We start from the raw sequence: 17,117 nt of genomic DNA, 5'->3' as shown, positions 1-17,117 counted from the left end.
AGGTGTTTCCTGTAAACAGAAGACAACAGTCGTGCTGTAAATCATTGAGAGACTCTCTGACAGGGTACTTCTTACCCCAATAACGCTACGGAGGGATAAGGTTCTGCTGTCAGGTTTCAATTTTCAGCTTGTTCCAGATTGTTAAAGAGCAATATCGTAAACACGACTCGTGAGAGTCATCTTTACGATTTTTTCGGTTTAAATAACCGGTGATAATGTCTTTCACGCATTATCGGATGGCGTCCCCAAGGGGATTCGAACCCCTGTTACAGCCGTGAAAGGGCAGTGTCCTAGGCCTCTAGACGATGGGGACACAAAATCCGATTAAACCCAGGGTTTAACCGTTTCTCGTATCAGCATGAGTCCAGGACTCATTACCTCAACAGGTCGCGCTTTTGCTCGTTACTTTTTCATCAGACAATCTGTTGTGAACACTCACTCAATCAATATCGTTCGGTAAGGAGGTGATCCAACCGCAGGTTCCCCTACGGTTACCTTGTTACGACTTCACCCCAGTCATGAATCACAAAGTGGTAAGCGCCCTCCCGAAGGTTAAGCTACCTACTTCTTTTGCAACCCACTCCCATGGTGTGACGGGCGGTGTGTACAAGGCCCGGGAACGTATTCACCGTAGCATTCTGATCTACGATTACTAGCGATTCCGACTTCATGGAGTCGAGTTGCAGACTCCAATCCGGACTACGACATACTTTATGAGGTCCGCTGGCTCTCGCGAGTTTGCTTCTCTTTGTATATGCCATTGTAGCACGTGTGTAGCCCTACTCGTAAGGGCCATGATGACTTGACGTCATCCCCACCTTCCTCCGGTTTATCACCGGCAGTCTCCTTTGAGTTCCCACCATTACGTGCTGGCAACAAAGGATAAGGGTTGCGCTCGTTGCGGGACTTAACCCAACATTTCACAACACGAGCTGACGACAGCCATGCAGCACCTGTCTCACGGTTCCCGAAGGCACCAAGGTATCTCTACCAAGTTCCGTGGATGTCAAGAGTAGGTAAGGTTCTTCGCGTTGCATCGAATTAAACCACATGCTCCACCGCTTGTGCGGGCCCCCGTCAATTCATTTGAGTTTTAACCTTGCGGCCGTACTCCCCAGGCGGTCGACTTAACGCGTTAGCTCCGGAAGCCACGCCTCAAGGGCACAACCTCCAAGTCGACATCGTTTACAGCGTGGACTACCAGGGTATCTAATCCTGTTTGCTCCCCACGCTTTCGCACCTGAGCGTCAGTCTTTGTCCAGGGGGCCGCCTTCGCCACCGGTATTCCTCCAGATCTCTACGCATTTCACCGCTACACCTGGAATTCTACCCCCCTCTACAAGACTCTAGCTTGCCAGTTTCAAATGCAGTTCCCACGTTAAGCGCGGGGATTTCACATCTGACTTAACAAACCGCCTGCGTGCGCTTTACGCCCAGTAATTCCGATTAACGCTTGCACCCTCCGTATTACCGCGGCTGCTGGCACGGAGTTAGCCGGTGCTTCTTCTGCGAGTAACGTCAATGCATGGCGCTATTAACACCACACCCTTCCTCCTCGCTGAAAGTGCTTTACAACCCGAAGGCCTTCTTCACACACGCGGCATGGCTGCATCAGGCTTGCGCCCATTGTGCAATATTCCCCACTGCTGCCTCCCGTAGGAGTCTGGACCGTGTCTCAGTTCCAGTGTGGCTGGTCATCCTCTCAGACCAGCTAGGGATCGTCGCCTAGGTGAGCCATTACCCCACCTACTAGCTAATCCCATCTGGGCACATCCGATGGTGTGAGGCCCGAAGGTCCCCCACTTTGGTCCGAAGACGTTATGCGGTATTAGCTACCGTTTCCAGTAGTTATCCCCCTCCATCGGGCAGTTTCCCAGACATTACTCACCCGTCCGCCGCTCGTCACCCAGGAGCAAGCTCCCTGTGCTACCGCTCGACTTGCATGTGTTAGGCCTGCCGCCAGCGTTCAATCTGAGCCATGATCAAACTCTTCAATTAAAAGTTCGATTTGCTTAAACCAGTTAAGCGATGCTCAAAGATTACTTTCTGCAAATAGACATTTGAACCGAAGTTCAAATGCTTACTGCTTTGGTCACTCTTCAAGACTTGATATTTTTTTGCTGCCGAAGCAGCTGGATATCGTCTTGTGAGTGCCCACACAGATTGTCTGATAAATTGTTAAAGAGCAGTGAGTTACGCGCTTTCGCTTGCTAACTCGAGGTGGCGTATATTACGCGTTCCTCTTTCAGAGTCAACCTTAATTTTCAGGTTTTTTCCTTGCGACCCTGGAGACTCTGTGAAGTTGTTCACATGTTCCTGGTCGATGGAGGCGCATTATAGGGATCCTCGTTTTTTCCACAAGCCCTTTTTAGATCTTTTCTTTCTGACTGCGTACTTTTCAGCCCTTTAGCGTGGATCTTATCCGATCCGGGCTGTTTTCCACAGGATCCGGCGTGTTACCTGGTTGTAATTCCATCATCAAAGTCTAGTATTGCCGGTAAATATGATCCTGACGCGAGGCTATACCATGTCCGATACAGTACGTTCTTATCTTCATTATTCTCCCCAGTTCGGTCAGCGTGTGATGATCGATCCTTCCAGCGTCGTGATCGGTAACGTTGAACTGGCCGATGACGTCAGTATCTGGCCGTTGGTTTCCATCCGCGGAGATGTAAATGCCGTGAGGATTGGTGCACGTAGTAACATCCAGGATGGCAGCGTCCTGCATGTGACACATCAATCCGACTACAATCCAGCAGGTTACCCTCTATTGATTGGTGAAGATGTCACCGTCGGGCATAAAACCATGCTGCATGGCTGTATTATCGGCAACCGGGTTTTAGTAGGGATGGGTTCGATCCTGTTGGACGGGGCAGTCATAGAAGATGATGTGATGATTGGCGCTGGCAGTTTGGTTGCCCCGGGCAAACGTCTAGAGAGCGGTTATCTCTATGTCGGCAGCCCAGCACGACAGGTAAGGCCATTAACGCTGGCTGAACGGGAAGGGTTAGTCTACTCATCCAACAATTATGTACGCTGGAAAGACGAATACCTTTCCAAAGATATCTAATCCAATATTAAACGCCCCACTCCAATTCCCTAGAGCGGGGCCGTTATTTAAACCGCCATTTCTCTGCGCAACGTGAATAGCACTGGCTCGATCTCCGGCATAACACCATGCCATAACAGGAAAGCATGTGCTGCCTGCCCCACCAGCATCCCCAAGCCGTCGGCATAATGTTTCACCCCCTGTTTTTTTGCCCAAGCAAGAAATGGTGTCTCTCCTTGCTGATAGAACATGTCGTAACAACGGGTTGTGCTATTCACAATACTTGCTGGCAGCGCCGGGATCTCACCACTGATCCCTGAAGCGGTTGCATTGATCACCAAGTTAAAGTGTGGTTGATCGAGTTGATCCATCGGCAATGACACGATCTCACCCAAATGTTGAAAGAGCATCACCAATTCTTGTGCGCGGCTGGGGGTACGGTTGGTAAGCACCACTTCACAGCCAAAAGAGAGTAATGGCAGGATAACTCCCCGTGCAGCACCACCCGCCCCCACCAGCAGAATACGATCGCCGGGCTGGATCAGTTGTTGACGTTCAAGATCGGTCAACAGGCCAATACCGTCGGTGTTATCACCTAACAAACGGCCATCCGGCAATACCTTGAGCGTATTCACCGCACCCGCTATTGCCGCCCTGTCACTTAACTCACTTGATGCTTCGTAGGCACGCTCTTTAAAAGGGACGGTGACATTGGCTCCCTTTCCCCCCTCAGTAATAAACTGTTGTAGCACTGACTCAAATCCATCCAACGGTGCCAGCACGGCCCCATAGGGATGATCTATCTGGGTTTGTTCGGCAAACAGCGCATGAATGCGGGGAGATTTGCTATGAGCAATGGGATTACCGAATACCGCGAACTTCTCCATTAACATGACCTCTATCCCTGACGGATTTGCTCGCCCGTCAAAGCATTTCTGATTTCAGAAGGATTCAGGCGCCCGCCAACGTGGCCAGCCAGCACCGGGAAAGATTCGCCAAACTGCAGCTTCACTGCTGCAACAGTACGGCACGGCTCCTGACCGCTTAAGTTGGCACTGGTTGAGACCAGCGGTTTACCAAACTGACGGCAGAGCTGTTGCACCAGGGGATGAGCGCTAACGCGAACCGCCAGCGAGTTGAAGCGGCCGGTCAGGAATCGCGGCGTTTGCTGCTTGGCGGGGATCACCCAAGTCACCGGGCCAGGCCAACTGGCAAAAATCGCCGCACGCTGCTGTTCACTCAATACGTGTTCATCAATATAAGGCGTTAATTGCGAATAATCAGCAGCAACCAGGATCAAGCCTTTTTCCCAAGGGCGCTGCTTCAATGCCAGCAACTCACTGACAGCCCGTTCACTGTCTGGGTCACACCCCAAACCGAATACAGCCTCTGTTGGATAAGCAATGACCAGCTGATTTTTCAGCGCTTCTATAATAGGCGCAAATGCGGAAGTTTGTTCTGAGCTCATAGCGTGATTATTCTGTGGTAACGACGGGTTTTCCGCACAATTTACTGGCGCAAAAGAGGGTTGGGCCTTTTGCCGTACGCTTTTCCATCAGCAACGGATAGTGGCAAAAAGCACACTCACCGGCGATAGGCTTAAAGTTGAGGGCAAATTGGCAGGCCGGATAGCGATCGCAAGAGTGGAACACCTTGCCATAACGTGATTTGCGTTGCAGCAATTTACCCTGACCGCATTGTGGGCAGGCAATGCTGGTTTCATCCGGTTTATCGATCACTTCGGTATGATCGCACTCGGGATAGTTTCCGCAACCGATGAACATGCCATAACGCCCCTGGCGTAACACCAGCGTCGCCTGACATTTTGGGCACGCCTGCCCCTCCAGAACCTTGACAATATGGCCGTCAGCCTGCGCTTTCAACGGCCGGATATATTGGCATTCAGGATAGTGGGAACAGCCAAGAAAGGGGCCGTGGCGACCACTACGGATCACCAATTCGGCCCCGCATTCCGGACAGGGTTCATTTTGCCTGGTGGCAAAAATCGCTGGTTTTGTCATAACTTCTTTCTATGCTTGTTATCGGCTCAGTGCAGATAACCTTCGTTTACTTCAAATAACAGTTCTTCCATTTGCTGATAAGCACTTTCATATCCGGGGATATTAAACAGCACCATCAACACCACCCATTTCAGATCTTCGAGATCAAATTCCGTGTTATCCAAAGCCATAACACGATCGATGACCATTTCACGGGTTTCGAGGTTCAATACTTGAATCTGTTCTAGGAACAAGAGGAAACCACGGCAACCGGCATCCAAACGCACACTTTCCTCTTCGGTGTAGATCCGCATTGCCAGCGGATCGGCATCCATAAAGTAGGGCGCATTCTCACCTTCCTGGAGGTCTGCAAGCTTCTCGAGCCAATTCAACGCGTTGTAGATATCATCCCGATCGAATCCTGCTTCGGCAAGATCGGCGGTCAAGGTATCCTGATCAACAGACATCTCTGGCTCATTGTGGATATACGTTTCAAACAAGTACATGAGTACGTCGAACATGGCCTGCCCTCCTTAATCGGACATAGCCGCCGGGTACAGCTGCGATCCACCCTGCTAACTCCAGATCGAGTAACTTGATTACCACCTCTGGCACAGGTTGGCCGGCACGTTCAGCGACGACGTCAACAGGTGTCACCTCATCTCCTACGTTAGCCAACACATCGGCAAATGGCAATTCAACTTGGGCCTCAGATGCAGAAATAGTTGTATTTTCGTTCACGGACAACCAATGCAGGCCACTTCCCAGTTGTTCAGCGATATCTTTCGGGCCGGTAACCAAGCTCGCTCCCTGCTGAATCAACCAGTGTGTCCCCTCACTCATCGGGTTACCCAGCGCTCCCGGCAGGGCGAAGACTTCACGCCCCTGATCCAACGCACAACGTGCGGTAATCAAGGAACCGCTGCGCAATGAAGCTTCAATGACCACCACTCCCATGCTCAAGCCACTGATAATTCGGTTACGACGGGGAAAATGGTCGGCCAGAGGTAAATCCGTAGCCAGATGTTCAGAAACCACCGCACCGCCCTGCTCAACAATTTGTTCAGCAAGATGCCGGTGGCGGCGCGGATAGATATTGGCCAGGCCACTGCCCAATACGGCAATCGTCACTCCTTGAGCTGCCAAGGCTGCACGGTGGCAAATACCGTCAATGCCGATGGCTAATCCGCTGGTGATGGCGAAACCACAATGCACCAACCCGGTGGCAAAGTGATTTCCCCAATGCTCGCCATAGTGGCTGAACTGGCGGCTGCCCACCATGGCGATTTGCGGTAACTGTAAGGCTGTGGGATTTCCTTTCACCATCAGCAATAGCGGCACATCGGCAATATGAGTCAAAAGCTCAGGGAAACCAGGCTCACCGTAAATCATCATCTGATTTCCTGCCTGCTCCAACCATTTGAGCGTTACCCGCAGATAATGCGCGGGGACATGACGGAATTGCTCCTGTTGTTTATTATTCAAACCCAGCGGCTTTAATAGCGGGTAAGGATCGCTACCTTCTGCGATCAACTGAACGATAACTTGGCTGGCTTGCTGCGCACTTATCCCCGTCACAGCATGCATACGTAGAGCGATTTCCTCTGGCTGCATCGCGCATTCCCTCGCTGAAAATGTGGTATTGCCCATGGGTGCAATTGGTCAACGATGCTGTCAATCAGGCCAGGAAATGTCTAGAATAGAAGCTAACTACCTTTTATCACTCGGATACAGATCTAAAGATATATGTCAGTCTTGCAAGTATTACATTTCCCAGACGAGCGGCTGCGCAAAGTTGCAACCCCGGTAAAAGAATTCAATGCAGATATCCAGCGCATCGTGGATGATATGTTTGAAACCATGTACGCAGAGGAAGGTATTGGCCTCGCTGCAACACAGGTAGATATTCATCAGCGCATTATCGTCATTGATATTTCTGAGAACCGCGACGAACCGCTGGTGCTGATCAACCCGGAACTGCTGGAAAAACACGGTGAAACCGGGATCGAAGAAGGTTGTCTTTCCGTTCCTGAGCATCGCGCTCTGGTGCCACGGGCAGAGAAAGTAAAGGTCCGTGCGCTTAACCGCGAAGGGCAATCTTTTGAGCTCGAAGCCGATGAGCTATTGGCTATTTGTATCCAGCATGAAATGGATCATCTGGTCGGTAAGCTGTTTGTCGATTACCTTTCTCCGCTTAAACGCCAGCGTATCCGTCAGAAACTGGAAAAAATGGCCAAGCTTAACGCCCGTGCCTAACCGATCAGGAAACTAACGTGTCTGACTCTTTACGGATTATTTTCACCGGAACTCCAGACTTCGCAGCGCGTCACCTCGACGCGCTGCTGTCATCTGAGCACCAGATTGTTGGCGTTTTCACTCAGCCCGATCGCCCAGCGGGCCGTGGTAACAAACTGACGCCAAGCCCGGTCAAAGTGTTGGCGGAACAGCATCAGATCCCGGTGTTTCAGCCTAAATCACTGCGCCTGGAAGAGAATCAGCACCTGGTTGCCGATCTCAACGCCGATATCATGGTGGTGGTTGCTTATGGCTTGATACTGCCGAAAGCCGTTCTGGAGATGCCGCGCTTGGGTTGCATCAATGTTCACGGTTCCCTGCTTCCACGCTGGCGTGGCGCGGCACCGATCCAACGTGCTTTGTGGGCTGGCGACAACGAAACTGGCGTAACGATCATGCAGATGGATGTGGGTCTTGATACCGGTGATATGATGCACAAGATCAGTTGCCCGATCGAAACCACTGATACCAGCGCCAGCCTGTACAACAAGTTGGCGGAGCTGGGGCCACAAGGGTTGCTGGCAACGCTGCAACAATTGGCTTCCGGTACGGTGAAACGCGAGGTGCAAGATGAAACGCGGGTCACCTACGCTGAAAAGCTGAGCAAGGAAGAAGCACGACTGGACTGGAGCCTGTCAGCGGCACAGCTTGAGCGCTGCATTCGTGCTTTCAACCCATGGCCAGTCAGCTATTTCACCATCGAAGATCAACCGGTGAAAGTCTGGCAAGCGACGGTTTTGGCCGAAACATCCGGCGCGCAGCCAGGTACTATCGTTCATGCCGACAAACAAGGCATTCAAGTTGCCACCGCTGACGGTATTCTGAACCTGACACAATTGCAGCCAGCAGGTAAAAAGCCGATGTCGGCGCAGGATTTGTTAAATTCACGCCGCGAATGGTTCACTCCGGGTAACCGGTTATAAAAACGCCCCTTGCCCGGTTACCGTTGCCGGGCTGTTTCTCTCTTAACGCCGATCGTTATCAGCTTCAGCCTATGAAAAACAATTACAATCTCCGAAGCCACGCAGCCAAAGCCATCGGCCAAGTGCTGGATCAAGGGCAGTCACTCAGCACGATTCTGCCAGCATTACAAAAGAACATTTCCGACAAGGATCGTGCGCTGTTGCAGGAACTTTGTTTCGGCACGCTGCGGGTACTGCCGCAGCTCGAATGGTGCATTCAGCAATTAATGGCCAAACCGATGACTGGCAAGCAGCGTACGCTGCATTATTTGCTGATGGTCGGCCTGTATCAGTTACTGTATACCCGCATTCCACCCCATGCAGTGCTGGCGGAGACCGTAGAAGGCGCAGTTGCCCTGAAACGCCCGCAGTTGAAAGGCCTGATAAATGGCGTTCTGCGTCAGTTTCAGCGCCAACAGGAAGAGTTACTGCAACGCGCCGCCAATAACGAAAGCCGTTACCTGCACCCAAGCTGGCTGCTCAAGCGTATCAAACAGGCCTATCCTGCCAACTGGGAACAGATCGTTGATGCCAACAATCAGAAACCCCCAATGTGGTTGCGCGTTAATCGCCTACACCATAGCCGTGAAGAATACCTACAGTTGATGCAACAGGCAGGCATCGCCGCTGAGCCACATAATGAATATCGCGATGCGGTACGTTTGCTGGTTCCTTGCGCCGTGACGGATCTGCCGGGTTTTGCTGACGGTTGGGTCACCGTGCAGGATGCTTCCGCTCAGGGCTGTGTCGATCTACTGGATCCACAAGACGGCGAACAGATCCTCGATCTATGTGCTGCGCCGGGTGGCAAAACCACCCATATTTTGGAAGCCGCACCGAAAGCCCATGTAATGGCCGTCGATATTGATGAGCAACGTTTGGGCCGGGTAAAAGAAAACCTGCAACGCTTGCGTCTTCATGCTGAAGTAAAAGTGGGCGATGGCCGTACGCCCGCGGAATGGTGCGGCGATAAGCAGTTCGACCGCATTTTGTTGGATGCCCCCTGTTCCGCTACCGGCGTCATTCGCCGCCACCCAGATATCAAATGGCTACGCCGGGACAGCGATATCGCCGAGTTAGCCAGCCTACAGGGCGAAATTCTGGAGGCTATCTGGCCACATTTAAAATCAGGTGGCGTGATGGTATATGCGACCTGTTCTATTCTGCCGCAGGAGAACAGTGAACAGATAGCCGCTTTCCTACAGCGCCATAGCGATGCCAAATTGGTAGAAACGGGTGATAATCAATCACCAGGCAGGCAAAATCTTCCTCATCCTGAGGATGGTGATGGCTTCTTTTACGCTAAGCTGATTAAAATGTAACTATCAGGGCGCACTTCAGTGCGCCTACAAATAGCGGCCACGGCCGTTGCAGTGTGAAGCAGAGAACCCGATGAAAATAATTATTCTTGGCGCTGGTCAGGTCGGCGGGACACTGGCAGAAAACCTGGTTGGTGAAAACAACGATATCACCGTAGTCGATACCGACTCTGGGCGTTTGCGTCAGCTACAGGATAAATTCGACCTGCGCGTCGTTCAGGGGCATGGCTCTCATCCGCGCGTCTTGCGCGAAGCCGGGGCAGAAGATGCCGACATGCTGGTTGCTGTCACCAACTCTGACGAAACCAATATGGTTGCCTGCCAGATAGCCTATTCACTGTTTAATACCCCAAACCGTATCGCCCGCATCCGTGCGCCGGAATATATTCGTGAGTCCGAGAAGTTATTCCATCCAGAAGCAGTTCCAATCGATCATCTGATCTCACCGGAACAGTTGGTTATTGATTACATCTATAAACTGATTGAATACCCTGGCGCATTGCAGGTGGTGAATTTCGCCGCCGGTAAAGTCAGCATCGCAGCGGTGAAAGCCTATTATGGTGGCCCACTGGTCGGTAATGCCTTATCTTCCATGCGCGAGCATATGCCGCACATTGATACCCGCGTTGCCGCTATCTTCCGCCAGGACCGTCCGATACGCCCGCAAGGCTCAACCATCATCGAGGCTGGTGATGAAGTGTTCTTTGTGGCCGCTTCCCAGCATATCCGCGCGGTAATGAGTGAGTTACAGCGGCTGGAAAAGCCCTACAAGCGCATCATGATTGTTGGCGGGGGCAATGTGGGAGCAGGACTGGCGCAGCGGTTGGAAAAATCATACAACGTGAAGCTGATTGAACGTAATCAACAGCGCGCCGCTGAACTGGCAGAACACCTGCACGATACTATTGTGTTTTACGGTGATGCTTCCGACCAGGAACTGCTTGCCGAAGAACATGTGGATCAGGTAGACGTATTTATCGCCATCACCAATGATGATGAAGCCAATATCATGTCTGCCATGCTGGCCAAGCGCATGGGTGCCAAAAAAGTCATGGTGTTGATCCAGCGCCGTGCCTATGTTGATTTAGTGCAAGGCAGCGTAATTGATATTGCTATTTCACCACAGCAGGCGACGATCTCAGCATTGCTAGGACACGTGCGTAAAGCCGATATCGTCAGCGTTTCTTCGCTGCGCCGTGGTGTCGCAGAAGCCATCGAAGCCATTGCCCACGGAGATGAAAGCACCTCTAAAGTGGTTGGCCGTATGGTAGAAGAGATTAAATTGCCACCAGGAACCACCATTGGCGCTATTGTGCGTGGGGATGATGTCATTATTGCTAACGGCAATAGCAAAATTCAGCAAGGCGACCACATAATCATGTTTATTACCGATAAGAAATTCGTGCCGGACGTTGAACGCCTGTTCCAACCAAGCCCGTTCTTCTTATAGAAACATTGACTATGTGAATGTTTCCCCACTGTGTTGGCGTGGGAAAACCATAAACTTTTCTATACTCATTGTGGCGAAAGGAAATCGCTTTGTTAAACTTGTACCACTAGTTTTTAAGGAGTGTTTTTATGGGTATCTTGAAAGAGTTTCGCGAGTTTGCCATGCGTGGCAACGTGGTCGACTTGGCGGTGGGTGTCATTATCGGTGCCGCATTTGGCAGAATTGTTTCTTCACTGGTTTCCGATATTATCATGCCACCTTTAGGCATGCTGCTCGGAGGTGTCGATTTCAAACAATTCCATCTGGTATTACGCGAAGCTGAGGGTAGTATCCCCGCCATTGTCATGAATTATGGTTCGTTTCTGCAGAACATTTTTGACTTTATCATTGTTGCCTTCGCTATCTTTATGGCCATCAAATTAATGAACAAAATGCGCCGTAAAGAAGTAGAAGAACCAGCAGCTCCGCCAGCACCTACTGCTGAAGAGAAATTGCTGACGGAAATCCGTGATTTACTGAGCCAACAGCAGCACCCCAAACAATAAACCAAGCTCTTCACTACGATAGAAGCCACCTTATCCCGGTGGCTTTTTTATGCCTCAAAACCAGAAGGCCAGTGGTAAGTTGTTATTGAATAACTTACCACTGGCCTCCCAGTTACCACCTTTTGCGTGCTTATCTTTACGCCGGTAACTGCCTTTTCCTTTGATATTCTTTTCTACGCGCTGACGGAAAAGAGGGTCATGCAGCAACGCCTCAATGGCGTTTTCCTGTATTTGGCCTTTAGTGTGCCGATATTTAGTCATCATAGTACTCCTTGTAAATTATATGGGCTTAAAACGGGCTGATGATACTGCTGCACAGATAAAAATTAAAGTACCGCGAAGCATTCAGCCTGATTTTTTACTCTTCTCTTCACTCGCGCCTTGCTCCAAAGCCTCCAGAATAGAGCAGTAGTTCGTGGTGTGAGCACTGCCACAGCAGGCATCGCTGAGCCTTTTGAGTGACTCACGCATTCTCGTCAGTTCCATCAGCTTGTTTTCTACTTCAAGCAACCTGGCATCAACGATGGACTTAGACTCTTGGCAGGTATGATGTTCTGGATCTACACGGATCGACAATAATTCCGCAATGGTTTCCAGCGTGAAGCCCAATTGCTTGGCATAGCGGATAAAGCGTAAACGCTGCAGATCCCGATCGCTGTACAAACGATAGCCACCCTCGGTACGGACATTATGGTCCATCATGCCTTGCTTCTCGTAATAGCGGACAGTATCTGGTGTAACATCAGCAAGCTTTGCCAGTTGGCCGATTTTAAACATCTCTACTCCTCGGGCTTTCCACCCATAGCGTTCGGTATTCCCAACTCGGGCATCAAGCCACCGTATAGCAAGAATCCTCAGTCCCAATTAACCTGATTGATAGTATTAGCATAACGGATAAAAAGAAGGAGCTTAAGATGTGCGGTGTCAGTTCTGGGGAATATTTTCGTGCTGATAATGGGCGTAAAAAAACCGGGCAAGCCCGGTTTTTTTACGCTCTCACAGATATTACTCTGCAGTTGCTACTTCTGCTTGAGACTCAGCACGATCAACCAGCTCGATGTATGCCATCGGCGCGTTGTCGCCTGCGCGGAAGCCACACTTCAGAATGCGAGTGTAACCACCGGCACGGCTCGCAAAACGCGGGCCTAGCTCGTTAAACAGTTTTGCCACGATCTCGTTATCACGAGTGCGGGCGAATGCCAGACGACGATTAGCTACGCTGTCGGTCTTGGCAAGAGTAATCAGCGGCTCAACAACGCGACGCAGCTCTTTCGCTTTTGGCAAGGTCGTCTTGATGATCTCATGACGAACCAAAGAGCCGGCCATGTTACGGAACATAGCCTGGCGATGGCTGCTGTTACGGTTCAGTTGACGACCACTCTTACGATGGCGCATGACCTTATCCTTCTCAGTAAAACCTTAACCTGTGATCCGGTTACTCGTCAGCAATGCTTGCCGGTGGCCAGTTTTCCAGGCGCATGCCCAGAGACAAACCACGCGAAGCCAGCACGTCTTTAATCTCAGTAAGAGATTTTTTACCCAGGTTAGGCGTTTTCAGCAGCTCAACCTCGGTACGCTGTACCAGATCACCGATGTAGTGGATAGCTTCTGCCTTGAGGCAGTTAGCAGAGCGGACAGTCAATTCCAGATCGTCAACAGGGCGCAGCAGGATCGGATCGAATTCTGGTTTCTCTTCTTTTACTTCCGGCTGACGAACATCACGTAAGTCAACGAAAGCTTCCAGTTGTTCTGCCAGAATGGTTGCCGCACGGCGGATCGCCTCTTCAGGATCGATCGTGCCATTGGTTTCCATTTCGATTACCAGCTTGTCCAGGTCAGTACGCTGTTCTACACGCGCTGCTTCAACATTGTAGGCAATACGCTCTACAGGGCTATAGCAGGCGTCAACCAACAGACGACCAATCGGGCGCTCATCTTCTTCCGAATGAATTCGGGCAGAAGCCGGCACATAACCACGACCGCGCTGAACTTTGATACGCATACTGATAGCAGCGTTCTCATCGGTCAGGTGGCAGATCACGTGCTGCGGCTTGACGATTTCGACATCACCATCATGGGTAATGTCGGCAGCGGTCACAGGGCCAATGCCAGATTTATTCAGGGTAAGAATAACTTCATCTTTGCCTTGAACTCTCACCGCCAGCCCTTTCAGGTTGAGCAGGATCTCCAGGATATCTTCCTGTACGCCTTCTTTGGTGCTGTACTCATGTAGTACACCATCAATCTCAACCTCGGTCACCGCGCAACCCGGCATAGATGAAAGCAGAATACGGCGCAGTGCGTTGCCAAGAGTATGGCCAAAGCCACGCTCTAAAGGCTCAAGGGTCACCTTGGCGTGCGTCGAACTGACTTGCTCGATATCTACCAGGCGCGGTTTTAGAAACTCTGTCACAGAACCCTGCATTGTGTCCTCTCTTTGAAACTCAAGCTTTACTTGGAGTAAAGCTCGACGATCAGGTGTTCGTTAATGTCGGCGGACAGATCAGTACGTTCAGGAATACGTTTGAACACACCCTCCATCTTCGCAGCATCAACTTCCAGCCAAGTCGGCTTTTCACGCTGCTCAGCCAGCTCCAGAGAAGCCTTAACACGAGACTGCTTTTTAGCTTTCTCGCGGATGCTGACTACGTCATTCGGAGATACCTGATAAGAAGCGATGTTAACAACGCGACCATTTACCATAACTGCTTTGTGGCTAACCAACTGACGTGATTCTGCACGAGTGGCGCCAAAGCCCATACGATAAACTACGTTGTCCAAACGGCCTTCCAGCAGTTGCAACAGGTTTGCACCAGTGTTGCCTTTCAGACGTGCTGCTTCTTTGTAATAGTTACGGAACTGGCGCTCCAGAACACCGTACATACGGCGAACTTTTTGCTTCTCACGTAACTGTACACCATAGTCAGACAGACGCGGTTTACGCGCACCATGTTGACCAGGCGGTTGCTCAATTTTGCACTTTGAATCTATCGCGCGAACGCCAGACTTCAGGAACAGGTCTGTGCCCTCGCGGCGGCTAAGCTTGAGCTTAGGACCCAAATATCTTGCCATTTTCTTTCTCCAACAATCCGAAAAGCAGGGGCGTTACACGCGACGCTTTTTCGGCGGACGACAACCGTTATGAGGAATCGGAGTCACATCAGTAATATTAGTGATGCGGAAACCAGCCGCGTTAAGAGCGCGGATAGTAGACTCACGACCAGGACCAGGTCCTTTAACCATAACTTCCAGGTTCTTGATACCGTATTCTTTTACTGCGTCAGCACAACGTTCGGCTGCAACCTGAGCTGCAAACGGAGTTGACTTACGAGAACCACGGAAACCGGAACCACCGGCAGTTGCCCAACCCAAAGCATTACCCTGACGATCGGTAATAGTTACAATGGTGTTGTTGAAAGAAGCATGGATATGAGCCACGCCGTCAGAGACTTGTTTTCTTACACGCTTGCGTGTACGAACAGGTGCCTTTGCCATTATTCAATCACCCCGATTATTTCTTGATCGGTTTACGCGGACCCTTACGGGTACGTGCGTTGGTCTTAGTACGCTGACCGCGCACTGGCAGACCACGACGATGGCGTAAACCACGGTATGTACCAAGATCCATCAGACGCTTGATGCTCAGGGTAACTTCACGACGCAAATCACCTTCAACAGTGAATTTGGCAACTGCTTCACGCAATTGTTCAATTTGCTCTTCAGACAGCTCACTGATCTTAACATTTTCAGCAATACCCGTAGCAGCACAGATGGACTGTGAACGAGTTTTGCCGATTCCGAAGATCGACGTTAACGCGATAACGGTATGTTTATGATCAGGAATGTTAATGCCTGCTATACGGGCCACTATGCACTCCTACTTATTTTTACGGCAACACCATTCTGAAAAGCCCGTTTTCAGGATACTCAAATAATGTTGCAGCTACATACAAAAGATTGGCTGGCTAATCTAGCCAGCTCAACCCAACTTTGCAAGAAAAATATGCGAGATAATCAGCCTTGACGCTGTTTATGCTTCGGCTCGGCACTGCAAATCACACGAACGACACCGTCACGCTTAACGATTTTGCAGTTACGACATAATTTCTTGACGGAAGCACGAACTTTCATTTTTACTCTCCGTAACTTCTCAAACGCGCCTGATTAGCGGTTATAGCCTTTCAGGTTTGCTTTCTTCAATGCAGACTCGTACTGACTTGACATCATCAGAGTTTGCACTTGAGCCATAAAGTCCATGATGACGACAACCACGATCAGTAGCGAGGTACCACCAAAGTAGAATGGTACTTTCATTGCATCACGCATGAACTCCGGGATCAGGCAGATGAAAGTAATGTACATCGCGCCCACCAGGGTTAAACGCGTCATTACTTTATCGATATACTTCGCCGTTTGCTCTCCCGGACGAATTCCTGGTACGAAGGCACCGGACTTCTTCAGGTTATCTGCTGTTTCACGCGGGTTGAAAACCAACGCCGTGTAGAAGAAACAGAAGAAGATGATTGCAGACGCATAGAGTAACACATAAAGCGGTTGTCCAGGCTGCAAATACAGCGAAATCGTTGTCAGCCAGTTCCAACCGGTACCGCCCCCAAACCATGATGCAATCGTGGCAGGGAACAGAATAATACTGGAAGCGAAGATTGCAGGTATTACCCCTGCCATATTCACTTTCAGTGGTAAGTGTGTGCTCTGTGCTGCGTAAACACGACGACCTTGTTGACGTTTTGCATAGTTAACGACGATACGACGCTGACCACGTTCAATGAAAACAACGAAGAAGGTTACTGCAAACACTAATACTGCAACCAACAGCAACAGGAGGAAGTGCAGGTCGCCTTGCCGAGCTTGCTCAATAGTATGGCCAACTGCCGGCGGTAAACCCGCCACAATACCCGCGAAGATAATGATCGAAATACCGTTACCGATACCACGTTCAGTAATTTGCTCACCCAGCCACATCAGGAACATAGTCCCGGTAACCAGACTCACCACCGCAGTAAAGTAGAATGCAAAGCCTGGGTTTAACACCAGGCCCTGCATACCAGGCATATTCGGCAGACCGGTAGCAATACCGATCGACTGGAATATGGCTAATACCAGCGTACCGTAACGGGTGTACTGGCTAATCTTGCGACGGCCAGCCTCCCCTTCTTTCTTGATCTCCGCTAACGTTGGATGAACCACCGTCAACAGTTGGATAATGATCGATGCCGAAATATACGGCATGATCCCCAGAGCAAAGATAGAAGCACGGCTGAGAGCACCACCAGAGAACATATTAAACATTTCAATGATGGTGCCTCTTTGCTGCTCAAGCAATTTGGCAAGCACAGTGGCATCGATACCAGGAATCGGAATGAAAGAGCCGATGCGGAAAACAATCAGCGCGCCGATAACAAACAAAAGTCTGCGCTTCAGCTCGCCGAGTCCGCCTTTAGCACTTTGAAAATCTAATCCTGGTTGCTTAGCCATC

Annotated in this window: 20 protein-coding genes, 1 tRNA gene and 1 rRNA gene; 6 read left to right on the top strand and 16 right to left on the bottom strand. The window is 50.6% G+C overall.

The window, feature by feature from the left end:
• Positions 1–237: 237 nt before the first annotated feature.
• Positions 238–313 (bottom strand) — tRNA-Glu (locus tag ACX9GT_RS02045).
• A gap of 144 nt (positions 314–457) precedes the next feature.
• Positions 458–1,998 (bottom strand): 16S ribosomal RNA (locus ACX9GT_RS02040).
• 529 nt (positions 1,999–2,527) lie between these two features.
• Between ACX9GT_RS02040 and ACX9GT_RS02035 the strand changes: the two genes are divergently transcribed.
• Complete coding sequence (locus ACX9GT_RS02035) at positions 2,528–3,070, top strand: gamma carbonic anhydrase family protein (protein WP_473189593.1); 543 nt, start codon at positions 2,528–2,530, stop codon at positions 3,068–3,070.
• A 47-nt stretch (positions 3,071–3,117) separates the two neighbouring features.
• Here ACX9GT_RS02035 and aroE read toward each other — a convergent pair whose 3' ends face one another.
• From aroE to dprA, 5 genes are read right to left on the bottom strand one after another with little or no spacing between them, the layout of a single operon-like run.
• Positions 3,118–3,936, bottom strand: coding sequence for a shikimate dehydrogenase (gene aroE, locus ACX9GT_RS02030; RefSeq protein ID WP_473191483.1), 819 nt, complete (start codon positions 3,934–3,936; stop codon positions 3,118–3,120).
• 11 nt (positions 3,937–3,947) lie between these two features.
• A complete protein-coding gene (tsaC, locus tag ACX9GT_RS02025; protein WP_473189592.1) occupies positions 3,948–4,517 on the bottom strand; it encodes an L-threonylcarbamoyladenylate synthase type 1 TsaC in 570 nt (189 codons plus the stop codon).
• Positions 4,518–4,524: 7 nt separating this feature from the next.
• Positions 4,525–5,070 carry a DNA topoisomerase family protein gene (locus ACX9GT_RS02020; RefSeq protein WP_473189591.1) on the bottom strand — a complete coding sequence of 182 codons (546 nt, stop codon included), beginning with the start codon at positions 5,068–5,070 and terminating at the stop codon, positions 4,525–4,527.
• Between the two features lie 26 nt (positions 5,071–5,096).
• Positions 5,097–5,570 (bottom strand): DUF494 family protein, encoded by a 474-nt coding sequence (locus tag ACX9GT_RS02015; protein ID WP_473189590.1) that lies wholly within the window; start codon positions 5,568–5,570, stop codon positions 5,097–5,099.
• Positions 5,542–6,663 (bottom strand): DNA-protecting protein DprA, encoded by a 1,122-nt coding sequence (gene dprA, locus ACX9GT_RS02010; protein ID WP_473189589.1) that lies wholly within the window; start codon positions 6,661–6,663, stop codon positions 5,542–5,544. Before dprA ends, ACX9GT_RS02015 begins: the two co-directional genes overlap by 29 nt.
• A 132-nt stretch (positions 6,664–6,795) precedes the next feature.
• Between dprA and def the strand changes: the two genes are divergently transcribed.
• The 5 genes from def to mscL all read left to right on the top strand — a co-directional run bounded on the left by def (position 6,796) and on the right by mscL (position 11,620).
• Positions 6,796–7,305 carry a peptide deformylase gene (gene def, locus ACX9GT_RS02005; RefSeq protein WP_473189588.1) on the top strand — a complete coding sequence of 170 codons (510 nt, stop codon included), beginning with the start codon at positions 6,796–6,798 and terminating at the stop codon, positions 7,303–7,305.
• A gap of 17 nt (positions 7,306–7,322) precedes the next feature.
• The gene (gene fmt / locus ACX9GT_RS02000; RefSeq protein ID WP_473189587.1) at positions 7,323–8,267 is read left to right on the top strand and encodes a methionyl-tRNA formyltransferase; all 945 of its coding nucleotides are present in this window, start codon (positions 7,323–7,325) and stop codon (positions 8,265–8,267) included.
• Between the two features lie 71 nt (positions 8,268–8,338).
• Positions 8,339–9,628 carry a 16S rRNA (cytosine(967)-C(5))-methyltransferase RsmB gene (gene rsmB / locus ACX9GT_RS01995; RefSeq protein ID WP_473189586.1) on the top strand — a complete coding sequence of 430 codons (1,290 nt, stop codon included), beginning with the start codon at positions 8,339–8,341 and terminating at the stop codon, positions 9,626–9,628.
• A 70-nt stretch (positions 9,629–9,698) separates the two neighbouring features.
• Positions 9,699–11,075 (top strand): Trk system potassium transporter TrkA, encoded by a 1,377-nt coding sequence (trkA, locus tag ACX9GT_RS01990; RefSeq protein WP_473189585.1) that lies wholly within the window; start codon positions 9,699–9,701, stop codon positions 11,073–11,075.
• 128 nt (positions 11,076–11,203) lie between these two features.
• Entirely contained in the window at positions 11,204–11,620 is a 417-nt protein-coding gene (gene mscL / locus ACX9GT_RS01985; RefSeq protein ID WP_473189584.1) for a large-conductance mechanosensitive channel protein MscL, read from the top strand.
• Between the two features lie 54 nt (positions 11,621–11,674).
• Here mscL and ACX9GT_RS01980 read toward each other — a convergent pair whose 3' ends face one another.
• From ACX9GT_RS01980 to secY, 9 genes are all read right to left on the bottom strand, one after another.
• A complete protein-coding gene (locus ACX9GT_RS01980) occupies positions 11,675–11,881 on the bottom strand; it encodes an alternative ribosome-rescue factor A (protein ID WP_473191482.1) in 207 nt (68 codons plus the stop codon).
• Between the two features lie 84 nt (positions 11,882–11,965).
• Positions 11,966–12,397 (bottom strand): Zn(2+)-responsive transcriptional regulator, encoded by a 432-nt coding sequence (zntR, locus tag ACX9GT_RS01975; protein ID WP_473189583.1) that lies wholly within the window; start codon positions 12,395–12,397, stop codon positions 11,966–11,968.
• Positions 12,398–12,625: 228 nt separating this feature from the next.
• Positions 12,626–13,015: a 50S ribosomal protein L17 gene (gene rplQ / locus ACX9GT_RS01970; protein WP_004929726.1), complete on the bottom strand. Its 390-nt coding sequence runs from the start codon at positions 13,013–13,015 to the stop codon at positions 12,626–12,628.
• Positions 13,016–13,055: 40 nt separating this feature from the next.
• Entirely contained in the window at positions 13,056–14,045 is a 990-nt protein-coding gene (locus ACX9GT_RS01965) for a DNA-directed RNA polymerase subunit alpha (protein ID WP_002919219.1), read from the bottom strand.
• 26 nt (positions 14,046–14,071) lie between these two features.
• A complete protein-coding gene (gene rpsD, locus ACX9GT_RS01960) occupies positions 14,072–14,692 on the bottom strand; it encodes a 30S ribosomal protein S4 (RefSeq protein WP_473189582.1) in 621 nt (206 codons plus the stop codon).
• Positions 14,693–14,725: 33 nt separating this feature from the next.
• Positions 14,726–15,115, bottom strand: coding sequence for a 30S ribosomal protein S11 (gene rpsK, locus ACX9GT_RS01955; RefSeq protein ID WP_004929731.1), 390 nt, complete (start codon positions 15,113–15,115; stop codon positions 14,726–14,728).
• Positions 15,116–15,131: 16 nt separating this feature from the next.
• The gene (gene rpsM, locus ACX9GT_RS01950) at positions 15,132–15,488 is read right to left on the bottom strand and encodes a 30S ribosomal protein S13 (RefSeq protein ID WP_025123454.1); all 357 of its coding nucleotides are present in this window, start codon (positions 15,486–15,488) and stop codon (positions 15,132–15,134) included.
• 146 nt (positions 15,489–15,634) lie between these two features.
• Positions 15,635–15,751, bottom strand: coding sequence for a 50S ribosomal protein L36 (rpmJ, locus tag ACX9GT_RS01945; protein ID WP_037402687.1), 117 nt, complete (start codon positions 15,749–15,751; stop codon positions 15,635–15,637).
• Positions 15,752–15,784: 33 nt separating this feature from the next.
• Positions 15,785–17,116 (bottom strand): preprotein translocase subunit SecY, encoded by a 1,332-nt coding sequence (gene secY / locus ACX9GT_RS01940; RefSeq protein ID WP_473189581.1) that lies wholly within the window; start codon positions 17,114–17,116, stop codon positions 15,785–15,787.
• Position 17,117 lies beyond the last annotated feature (1 nt).

This window comes from Serratia sp. YWN4, assembly GCF_055790845.1.
This window is presented reverse-complemented; position numbering and strand designations above follow the sequence as displayed.

What these genes read in the sequence shown, in the direction of transcription:
- tsaC (WP_473189592.1), bottom strand. Translation starts at nt 4,517, where the DNA reads ATGAGCTCAGAACAAACTTCCGCATTTGCGCCTATTATAGAAGCGCTG.
- rpmJ (WP_037402687.1), bottom strand. Translation starts at nt 15,751, where the DNA reads ATGAAAGTTCGTGCTTCCGTCAAGAAATTATGTCGTAACTGCAAAATC.
- ACX9GT_RS02020 (WP_473189591.1), bottom strand. Translation starts at nt 5,070, where the DNA reads ATGACAAAACCAGCGATTTTTGCCACCAGGCAAAATGAACCCTGTCCG.
- mscL (WP_473189584.1), top strand. Translation starts at nt 11,204, where the DNA reads ATGGGTATCTTGAAAGAGTTTCGCGAGTTTGCCATGCGTGGCAACGTG.
- ACX9GT_RS02035 (WP_473189593.1), top strand. Translation starts at nt 2,528, where the DNA reads ATGTCCGATACAGTACGTTCTTATCTTCATTATTCTCCCCAGTTCGGT.
- zntR (WP_473189583.1), bottom strand. Translation starts at nt 12,397, where the DNA reads ATGTTTAAAATCGGCCAACTGGCAAAGCTTGCTGATGTTACACCAGAT.
- secY (WP_473189581.1), bottom strand. Translation starts at nt 17,116, where the DNA reads ATGGCTAAGCAACCAGGATTAGATTTTCAAAGTGCTAAAGGCGGACTC.
- trkA (WP_473189585.1), top strand. Translation starts at nt 9,699, where the DNA reads ATGAAAATAATTATTCTTGGCGCTGGTCAGGTCGGCGGGACACTGGCA.
- ACX9GT_RS01965 (WP_002919219.1), bottom strand. Translation starts at nt 14,045, where the DNA reads ATGCAGGGTTCTGTGACAGAGTTTCTAAAACCGCGCCTGGTAGATATC.
- rplQ (WP_004929726.1), bottom strand. Translation starts at nt 13,015, where the DNA reads ATGCGCCATCGTAAGAGTGGTCGTCAACTGAACCGTAACAGCAGCCAT.
- rsmB (WP_473189586.1), top strand. Translation starts at nt 8,339, where the DNA reads ATGAAAAACAATTACAATCTCCGAAGCCACGCAGCCAAAGCCATCGGC.
- aroE (WP_473191483.1), bottom strand. Translation starts at nt 3,936, where the DNA reads ATGGAGAAGTTCGCGGTATTCGGTAATCCCATTGCTCATAGCAAATCT.
- ACX9GT_RS02015 (WP_473189590.1), bottom strand. Translation starts at nt 5,570, where the DNA reads ATGTTCGACGTACTCATGTACTTGTTTGAAACGTATATCCACAATGAG.
- rpsD (WP_473189582.1), bottom strand. Translation starts at nt 14,692, where the DNA reads ATGGCAAGATATTTGGGTCCTAAGCTCAAGCTTAGCCGCCGCGAGGGC.
- dprA (WP_473189589.1), bottom strand. Translation starts at nt 6,663, where the DNA reads ATGCAGCCAGAGGAAATCGCTCTACGTATGCATGCTGTGACGGGGATA.
- rpsK (WP_004929731.1), bottom strand. Translation starts at nt 15,115, where the DNA reads ATGGCAAAGGCACCTGTTCGTACACGCAAGCGTGTAAGAAAACAAGTC.
- ACX9GT_RS01980 (WP_473191482.1), bottom strand. Translation starts at nt 11,881, where the DNA reads ATGACTAAATATCGGCACACTAAAGGCCAAATACAGGAAAACGCCATT.
- def (WP_473189588.1), top strand. Translation starts at nt 6,796, where the DNA reads ATGTCAGTCTTGCAAGTATTACATTTCCCAGACGAGCGGCTGCGCAAA.